Source organism: Variovorax sp. KBS0712 (genome assembly GCF_006323185.2).
Lineage (GTDB): Bacteria > Pseudomonadota > Gammaproteobacteria > Burkholderiales > Burkholderiaceae_C > Variovorax > Variovorax boronicumulans.
The window spans coordinates 421,675-428,274 of sequence record NZ_VCCD02000005.1; the positions used below are offsets into that span (position 1 = coordinate 421,675).

Genomic DNA, 6,600 nt, shown 5'->3' on the forward strand with positions numbered 1-6,600 from the left:
AGGTTGAATATGCACACATGCGTGTGCGCGCGTGCGCACGCGGAAGCCGCAGAGTATAGAGAGCCCTCAGATGACAAAGACTTTGGTAATCGCAGAAAAGCCGTCGGTGGCCCAGGACATCGTCCGGGCCCTCACGCCGGTGGCCGGCAAGTTCGACAAACATGACGAGCATTTCGAGAACGACACCTACGTCGTGACCAGCGCCGTGGGCCACCTGGTCGAGATCCAGGCCCCGGAGGAATTCGACGTCAAGCGCGGCAAGTGGAGCTTCGCCAACCTGCCGGTGATCCCGCCGCACTTCGACCTCAAGCCGGTCGACAAGACCAAGACGCGCCTGAACGCCGTGGTCAAGCAGGCCAAGCGCAAGGACGTGACGCAGCTCATCAACGCCTGCGACGCGGGCCGCGAGGGCGAGCTGATCTTCCGCCTCATCGAGCAGTACGCCGGCGGCAAGAGCCCGCTGGGCAAGCCGGTGAAGCGGCTGTGGCTGCAGTCGATGACGCCGCAGGCGATCCGCGACGGCTTCGACGCGCTGCGCACCGAAAAGCAGATGCAGGGCCTGGCCGACGCCGCGCGTTCGCGCTCCGAGGCCGACTGGCTGGTGGGCATCAACGGCACGCGCGCCATGACGGCATTCAATTCGCGTGACGGCGGCTTCTTCCTCACGACCGTGGGCCGCGTGCAGACGCCCACGCTGTCGGTGGTGGTGGAGCGCGAGGAGCAGATCCGCAAGTTCGTCTCGCGCGAGTACTGGGAAATCCACGGCAGCTTCGCGGCCGAGGCCGGCCAGTACCCGGGCAAGTGGTTCAACCCCGACTGGAAGAAGGCCAACGCGCCACTGCTGGCCAACGGCGAGCCCGATGCCGAGCAGCGCGCCGACCGCGTGTGGTCCGAGCAGGAAGCCCGCGCCATCGCCGACGCCTCGCGCGGCAAGCCCGCCACCGTCACCGAAGAGAGCAAGCCCACCACGCAGGCCTCGCCCGCGCTGTTCGACCTGACCTCGCTGCAGCGCGAGGCCAACGGCCGCTTCGGCTTCAGCGCCAAGACCACGCTCGCGCTGGCCCAGAGCCTGTACGAACGCCACAAGGCGCTGACCTACCCGCGTACCGATTCGCGCGCGCTGCCGGAAGACTATCTGCCGGTGGTCAAGCAGACCATGGAGATGCTCGCCGGCAGCGGCATGAAGCACCTGGCGCCGTTCGCGCAGCAGGCGGTCGACGGCAACTACGTCAAGCCCAACAAGCGCATCTTCGACAACGCCAAGGTGTCGGATCACTTCGCCATCATTCCGACGCTGCAGGCCCCGAGCGGCCTGAGCGAAGCCGAGCAGAAGCTGTACGACTTCGTGGTGCGCCGCTTCCTGTCGGTGTTCTTCCCGAGCGCAGAGCACCAGGTGACCACGCGCATCAGCACGGTGGAACAGAACGGCAAGAAGTACCCCTTCCGCACCGACGGCAAGGTGCTGGTGAAGCCGGGCTGGCTCGCCATCTACGGCAAGGAAGCCCAGGACGACGAGAAGGAAGACGACAAGGACGGCAAGCGCCTCGTGCCGGTGAAGCCGGGCGAGATCGTGCAGAACGAGTCGGCCGACCTCAAGGGCCTGAAGACGCGCCCGCCCGCGCGCTATTCGGAAGCCACGCTGCTGGGCGCCATGGAAGGCGCCGGCAAGACCATCGACGACGACGAGCTGCGCGAGGCCATGCAGGAAAAGGGCCTGGGCACGCCAGCGACGCGCGCGGCCACCATCGAAGGGCTGATCGCCGAGAAGTACATGCTGCGCGAAGGCCGCGAGCTGATCCCGACCGCCAAGGCCTTCCAGCTCATGACGCTGCTGCGCGGCCTGGGCGTGGAAGAACTCTCCAAGGCCGAGCTCACGGGCGAGTGGGAATACAAGCTGGCGCAGATGGAGAAGGGCGCCCTGAGCCGCGACGCCTTCATGCGCGAGATCGCCGAGATGACGGAGCACATCGTCAAGAAGGCCAAGGAGTACGACCGCGACACCGTGCCCGGCGACTACGCCACGCTCGCCACGCCCTGCCCGAACTGCGGCGGCGTGGTGAAGGAAAACTACCGCCGCTACGGCTGCACCGGCAAGAGCGGCACGGGCGAGGACGCCTGCGGCTTCTCGTTCGGCAAGTCGCCGGCCGGGCGCACCTTCGAGGTGGCCGAGGCCGAGCAGCTGCTGGCCAACAAGCACATCGGCCCGCTGGAGGGCTTCCGCTCCAAGGCGGGCTGGCCCTTCACGGCCGAGATCATCCTCAAGTACGACGGGGAAGAAGCCAAGAACTGGAAGCTCGAGTTCGACTTCGGCGACGACAAGAACGAAGACAGCGGCGAGATCGTCGACTTCAGCCAGCAGGACACCGTGGGCCCGTGCCCGGTCTGCGGCGCGCCGGTGTTCGATCACGGCAGCAACTACGTCTGCGAGAAGTCGGTGCCGACGAACGAGCAGCCGACCCCGAGCTGCACCTTCAAGACCGGCAAGATCATCCTGCAGCAGCCGGTCGAGCGCGACCAGATGGAAAAGCTGCTCGCCACCGGCAAGACCGACCTGCTCGACAAGTTCGTGTCGATGCGCACGCGCCGCGCCTTCAAGGCCTTCCTCACGTGGAACGCCGAAGAAGGCAAGGTGACCTTCGAATTCGCACCGCGCGAAGGCGGCAGCAAGTTCCCGCCGCGCAAGACCTTCGGCAAGCCGGCCGCGAAGACCGCGGCGGCCAAGAAGGTCGCGGCGAAGAAGACGCCCGCCGCCAAGAAGGCACCGGCCGAGAAGAAGGCGGCCAAGCCGCGCAAGCCGGGCGCGGGCCTCAAGCCCAGCGACTCGCTGGCCGCGGTGATCGGCGCCGAACCGGTGGCGCGCACCGAGGTCATCAAGAAGCTGTGGGACTACATCAAGGCCAACAACCTGCAGGACGCGACCAACAAGCGCGCGATCAACGCCGACGCCAAGCTGAAACCCGTGTTCGGCAAGGACCAGGTGACGATGTTCGAGCTCGCGGGCATCGTGGGCAAGCACCTCTCGGCGCCCGACGCGGCCTGACGACGCATGCAGCGCAGACACCTCGCCACCGCGCTGGCTGCAGCGATGCTGCTGGGCGGTGCGGGCCTGGCCCAGGCCGCCGCGTGGCCTGACAAGCCCGTCAAGCTGGTCGTGCCTTTCCCACCGGGACAGGCCACCGACATCTTTGCCCGCGCACTCGCCGAACAGCTCGGCAAGCGGCTGGGCCAGCCCGTGATCGTCGACAACAAGGCGGGCGCGGGCAGCAACATCGGCACCGAGTTCGTGGTGCGCGCGCCGCCCGATGGCTACACGCTGGTGGTGGCGGGCAGCGCGATGGCGGTGAACCAGACGCTCTATGCCAAGCCGGGCTTCGACCCGCGCAAGGACCTGGTCGGCATCTCGCTCATCGCGAAGGTGCCGCTGGTGTTCCTGGCCACGCCCGAAAGCGGCATCCGCACGCTGGCCGAGCTCACGGCGCGCGCCAAGGCCGAGCCCGGCAAGCTCAGCTACGCGAGCGCCGGCATCGGCGGCACGCAGCACCTGTCGGGCGAGATGGTCAAGTCGGCGGCGCATGTGTTCATCACGCACATTCCGTACCGGGGCAGTGGGCCGGCGCAGGCGGACTTCCTGGGCAACCAGGTGCCGCTGATGGTCGACTCGGTGACGGCCGCGCTGCCGCACATCAAGGCGGGCAAGGCGGTTGCGCTGGCGGTGACGTCGGCCACGCGCTCGTCGCAACTGCCCGAGGTGCCCACCGTGCGCGAGAGCGGCGTGGCCGGCACGAAGAACTTCGAAGCCGTCGGCTGGCTCGGCCTGATGGCACCGCGCGGCACGCCGCCCGAGATCGTGGCGCGGCTGAACCAGGAAGTGACCGACATCCTCAAGAGCGAGCAGATGGCGCGCTTCATCCGCGACCGGGGCTCCGAGCCGGCGCCCACGAGCGGCGCCGAATTCGACCGTTTCGTGGCGAACGAGATCGGGCTCTGGGGTGCGGCGGTGAAGGCTTCGGGCGCCAAACCCGAGTAGCCACTCCTCAGTTCTGCGCGACCGGCGGCTGCGCCGTCGCTTCCCCGCTGCGGTCGACTTCGGCCAGCAGCCAGTGGCGGAAATGGTCCAGCGTGGCCAGCTGGCCGCGCCCCTCGGGGTAGCAGAACCAGTAGCCCTCGCTGCCCCGGTAGCCGCCGTCGGGCAGCGGCTCTTCCACCAGCCCCGACGTGATCTCGTCCTGCACCAGGCAGCGCGGCACCAGCGCCACGCCCATGCCGGCCATGACGGCGCGGATCATGGTCTGGAACTGGTCGAACTGCAGGCCGGCCAGCGGGTCGAGCCCGCGCACGCCGTGCGCCTCGCTCCAGTGCAGCCACGACTGCGGCACGCTCACATGGCGCAGCAGGGTGCAGCGCGCCACGTCCTGCGGCGTGCGGATGGCGGCCTCGGCCTGCGCGGCGCGCGGGGCGATCAGCGCCACGTCCTGCCCCGCCAGGTAGTGCGAGCGCGCGCCGGGCCAGTGGCCGTCGCCGAACAGGATGGCGCAGTCGAGCTCGGGCCGCTCGAAGTCGTAGCCATGCACGAAGGGCACGAAATGCAGGGTGATCTGCGGGTGGCGTTGCTGGAAGTCGGGCAGGCGCGGAATCAGCCACTTGGCGCCGAAGGTGGGCAGGGTCGACAGGTGCAGCGCGCCGCCGCCGTCGCCGCTGGTGATGAGCTCCAGCGTGGCCGCCTCCAGCTGCGCCAGCAGGGCGCGCACGGCCTTTTCGTAGCGCTCGCCGGCGGGCGTGAGCGCCAGGCGCTTGCGGCTGCGCTCGAACAGCGGCGCGCCGATCCAGCGCTCGAGCTCCTGCACCTGCTTGCTCACCGCGCCCTGCGTGAGGTGCAGCGCCTCGGCCGCACGCGACACGCCACCGAAGCGCACCACGGTGGAGAAGGCGCGCAGCAGGTTCAGGGGCGGGTTGAGGCGTCGCAGCGGCATGGGGGAGCCCATCAAGTCATTCCAGATTGGAATGATATCGGGTATATCCTTTGCTTCAGGTGAGCTGCAGCTTTGCACATTCACTCATCGTTCCATTGGAAGAACCCTCATGCAACGTCGTCATTTCCTCTCCACCCTGGCTGCCGTTTCTTTCGCCCCAGGAATATCCTTTGCCCAAGGCAAGCCGATCCGCCTCGTCGTGCCCTTCCCGCCCGGCGGCGCCACCGACATCACGGCCCGCGTGCTCTCCGAGCCCCTGGCCAAGATCCTCCAGCAGCCCGTGGTGATCGACAACCGCGCCGGCGCGGGCGGCTCGATCGGCATGGCCGAGCTGGCGCGCGCCACGCCCGACGGCCTGAGCTTCGGCGTGGCCACGCTGTCCACGCACGGCGTGAACCCGGCCGTGTACCAGAAGCTGCCCTACGACCCGATCAAGGGCTTCGCCGCCGTGACCGAGCTGGTGAAGGCGCCGGGCGTGATCGTCATCAACCCGGCCGTGCTGCCGGTCGGCAGCTTCGCGGAACTCGTGAAGTACCTGAAGGCCAACCCGGGCAAGGTGTCGTACGCCTCGCCGGGCAACGGCACCATCGGCCACATGTGGGGCGAGCTGTTCAAGAGCAGCACCGGAACCTCGATGGTGCACATCCCCTACCGCGGTGCGGGCCCGGCCATCAACGACGTGCTCGCGGGCCAGGTGCCGGTGTACTTCGACCAGGTGGCCTCGTCGCTGCCGCACGTGAAGGCCGGCAAGCTGAAGGCGCTGGCCGTGTCCTGGAGCGGCCGCCTCGACGTGCTGCCCGAAGTGCCGACCTACGGCGAACTGGGCTACGCGGCCAGCAACGACCCCTCGTGGTTCGGCATGATCGCGCCCGCCGGCACGCCCGCCGAGCTGGTGCTGCGCATGCAGCAGGCCGTGGCCACGGCGCTGAAGGACCCCGCGGTGCGCGAGCGCCTGGCATTGCAGGGGCTGTACGCCTCGGGCACCACGCCGGCCGAGTTCACGAAGCAGATCGCGAGCGAGATCGAGAAGATGAAGAAGGTGGCCGCCTTCGCGCGCATCCGATTGGACTGACCGACACCGCCTATGCATCCAGTCCTGAAACTGATTCAAACCCGCGCCCAGGTGACCAGCGTCGCCGGGCACACCCCGCTGGTGCTGGACTCCCCGCACAGCGGCACCGTCTACCCCGAGGACTTCCGGCCCGTGTGCGAGCTCGCCACGCTGCGCCGGGCCGAGGACACCCACGTCGAGAAGCTCTACGACTTCGCGAGCGACATGGGTGCCGCCTGGATCGAGGCGCACTTTCCGCGCAGCTACCTCGACGCCAACCGCGACATGACCGAGGTCGACACCACCATGCTCGACGGCCCGTGGACCGACCCGGTGTCGAGCGACCCGCGCGTGCTGTCGAAAGTGCGCCTGGGCAAGGGCCTGATCTGGAAGCTCACCGACGAAGGCCTGCCGATCTACGACCGGCCGCTCACGGTGGCCGAGGTGCGCCAGCGCATCGACCAGTGCTGGCGCCCGTACCACGCGGCGGTGGCCCAGGCCATCGACGAAGCGCATGCGCGGCACGGCTACAGCATCCACATCAACTGCCACTCGATGCCCGCCATCGCGGGCAGCCAC

General features: G+C 68.5%; 5 protein-coding genes. 4 read left to right on the forward strand and 1 reads right to left on the reverse strand.

Features of this window, described 5'->3' with window-relative positions; translation table 11 throughout:
• Nucleotides 1-70 precede the first annotated feature (70 nt).
• Both FFI97_RS32660 and FFI97_RS32665 read left to right on the forward strand, forming a co-directional pair.
• Entirely contained in the window at nucleotides 71-3,040 is a 2,970-nt protein-coding gene (locus FFI97_RS32660; protein WP_139705117.1) for a DNA topoisomerase III, read from the forward strand.
• A gap of 6 nt (nucleotides 3,041-3,046) precedes the next feature.
• The gene (locus FFI97_RS32665) at nucleotides 3,047-4,027 is read left to right on the forward strand and encodes a tripartite tricarboxylate transporter substrate binding protein (RefSeq protein WP_185993770.1); all 981 of its coding nucleotides are present in this window, start codon (nucleotides 3,047-3,049) and stop codon (nucleotides 4,025-4,027) included.
• 7 nt (nucleotides 4,028-4,034) lie between these two features.
• Here FFI97_RS32665 and FFI97_RS32670 read toward each other — a convergent pair whose 3' ends face one another.
• Nucleotides 4,035-4,970: a LysR substrate-binding domain-containing protein gene (locus tag FFI97_RS32670; RefSeq protein WP_139705130.1), complete on the reverse strand. Its 936-nt coding sequence runs from the start codon at nucleotides 4,968-4,970 to the stop codon at nucleotides 4,035-4,037.
• A gap of 109 nt (nucleotides 4,971-5,079) precedes the next feature.
• Between FFI97_RS32670 and FFI97_RS32675 the strand changes: the two genes are divergently transcribed.
• Both FFI97_RS32675 and FFI97_RS32680 read left to right on the forward strand, forming a co-directional pair.
• On the forward strand, nucleotides 5,080-6,042 hold the full coding sequence (locus tag FFI97_RS32675) for a tripartite tricarboxylate transporter substrate binding protein BugE (protein WP_139705118.1): 963 nt from the start codon (nucleotides 5,080-5,082) through the stop codon (nucleotides 6,040-6,042).
• 12 nt (nucleotides 6,043-6,054) lie between these two features.
• On the forward strand, nucleotides 6,055-6,600 hold a 546-nt coding region (locus tag FFI97_RS32680), incomplete at its 3' end, for an N-formylglutamate amidohydrolase (protein ID WP_144004558.1).

Excerpts from the sequence above, each read along its gene's own strand:
- FFI97_RS32660 (WP_139705117.1), top strand. The coding sequence starts at position 71 with ATGACAAAGACTTTGGTAATCGCAGAAAAGCCGTCGGTGGCCCAGGAC.
- FFI97_RS32670 (WP_139705130.1), bottom strand. The coding sequence starts at position 4,970 with ATGCCGCTGCGACGCCTCAACCCGCCCCTGAACCTGCTGCGCGCCTTC.
- FFI97_RS32675 (WP_139705118.1), top strand. The coding sequence starts at position 5,080 with ATGCAACGTCGTCATTTCCTCTCCACCCTGGCTGCCGTTTCTTTCGCC.
- FFI97_RS32665 (WP_185993770.1), top strand. The coding sequence starts at position 3,047 with ATGCAGCGCAGACACCTCGCCACCGCGCTGGCTGCAGCGATGCTGCTG.